A 1292-nucleotide genomic window follows, 5' to 3' on the forward strand; every position below is an offset into this window, starting at 1 on the left:
TCCTATTTTTAGGGTATAAAAAGTGGCAAAATGTTAGGGAAAATAAAACCGGATTTACAGCAAAATTTGTTTAAGACCAGACTTACCGAGCTTATTAATATGGAGCATCCTTTGGTGAAATTGGCTCAGGAGATTTCCTGGGATACAATGGAGTCAGAGTTTGAAAGTTTATTTTCAGAAGGCGGAAGACCTTCTATTGCGATTCGTAAAATAGCAGGAATGCTTTTGCTCAAAGAGATGTTTAAAGAAAGCGATGAGAGCGTTGTAGAAAGATGGATTGAGAATGCTTACTGGCAATATTTCACCGGAGAAACCTTTTTTCAGACCGATCAGCCTTTTGATCCGAGCAATTTTGTACACTTCAGAAAAAGAATTGGCGAAAAGGGTTTGGAATTTCTTTTGGGACAAAGCGTTTCGCTTCATCCCAAAGCCAAAACAGAGAATGAGGTTCAGATTGACACTACTGTTCAGGAGAAAAATATTACGTTTCCCACTGATGCCAAGCTGGCAAAAAAAGTAATTGATCATTGCGCTAAAATAGCCGTCAAAGAAGGTGTTGTACAAAGACAAAGCTACAAAAGAGTGAGCAAACAATTATTGCGGGACGCTTACTTCGGGCATCACCCGAGAAGACAGAAGAAGGCTAAAATGGCGAGGAAAAAACTCAGAACAATTGGTAAAAGGTTGCTTCGGGAACTGGAAAGGAAACTTTCTAAAGATGTTTTGAAAGACTACGAAAAGGTTTTTAAAATTTACCTTAAAGCACTCACCCAGGAACGCAGTACAAAAGATAAAATTTACAGTCTTCACGAACCACAGGTTGCCTGTATTGCGAAAGGAAAATCGGGAAAAGCATACGGGTTTGGGGCAAAAGTAGCGGTAGTAAGAGGTCGGAAAACAGGCATCATCACTTCGGTAAAGAGATTTTCAGGTAATCCCCACGATAGCAAAACGCTGGAAGAATCCTTAGCACAAAGTGAACGGGTAAGAAAATCCGTTGGTGGGACAAGACCTGCTAAAGCCACTGCAGACCGGGGATTTAGGGGAATAAAAGAAGTAGAAGGAACAGCGGTTGTACTTCCCTCAAAAAAAGAGAAAACAAAACATGGGCAGCAGGTAGCCAGATTACGATTCCGGGCAAGAGCAGCAATAGAACCTTGTATATCGCATTTAAAAAGAAACCACTCCTTAGGATTAAACTTCCTGAAAGGAGTAGCCGGAGATATTCATAATGCCTTGTTAGCAGGGATCGGGTACAATCTAAAGATGCGATTCAATCAAATTAAAGAGCA

The 1292-nt window shown here is 40.6% G+C and carries 1 protein-coding gene; it reads left to right on the top strand.

The window, feature by feature from the left end:
• Positions 1-30: 30 nt before the first annotated feature.
• Positions 31-1292: IS5 family transposase (locus CHA01nite_RS20335; RefSeq protein WP_146944817.1), on the top strand; the 1262-nt coding region annotated here is incomplete at its 3' end.

The sequence above is a fragment of the Chryseobacterium hagamense genome (genome assembly GCF_007991455.1).
GTDB classification, from domain to species: domain Bacteria; phylum Bacteroidota; class Bacteroidia; order Flavobacteriales; family Weeksellaceae; genus Chryseobacterium; species Chryseobacterium hagamense.